Annotated in this window: 1 pseudogene; it reads right to left on the reverse strand. The window is 71.2% G+C overall.

The features are described 5' to 3' along the window. Positions 1–475: pseudogene (locus H7U37_RS15250) on the reverse strand (DNA mismatch repair endonuclease MutL); the annotation flags it as partial.

Below are 475 nucleotides of genomic sequence, written 5' to 3' on the forward strand. Positions count from 1 at the left end.
CCCCCTTGATGGCGGCCTTGCAGGCCATGGTGTGCATGAGCTCGTCCCGGGCGCTCCCGGGGTCGGCCCGTCCGGCGGTCAGGAGGGTCTGGGCCAGCTCCGACAGGGTGGCGCCCAGGTCGCCGCTCTCCAGATAGTCGGGGCACTCCCGCACCAGCAGCGCGCCGCCGCCGAAGTCCTCCACTCCGAACCCGAAGCGGGCCAGCAGGTCGGTATGCTCCAGCAGCGCCGCTCCCTCCTCGGCGGGGGGAGTGACCACCTCCGGCGTCAGAAGGCGCTGGGTCATGGGCTGGTAATCCGCCGCCTTCAGGCGGTCAAAGTGCATCCGCTCATGGGCGGCGTGCTTGTCGATGAGCAGCAGCTTGTCCCCCTTGATGGCGGCCTTGCAGGCCATGGTGTGCATGAGCTCGTCCCGGGCGCTCCCGGGGTCGGCCCGTCCGGCGGTCAGGAGGGTCTGGGCCAGCTCCGACAGGGT

Source organism: Pseudoflavonifractor phocaeensis (assembly GCF_016901735.1).
Taxonomy (GTDB): Bacteria; Bacillota; Clostridia; order Oscillospirales; family Oscillospiraceae; genus Pseudoflavonifractor_A.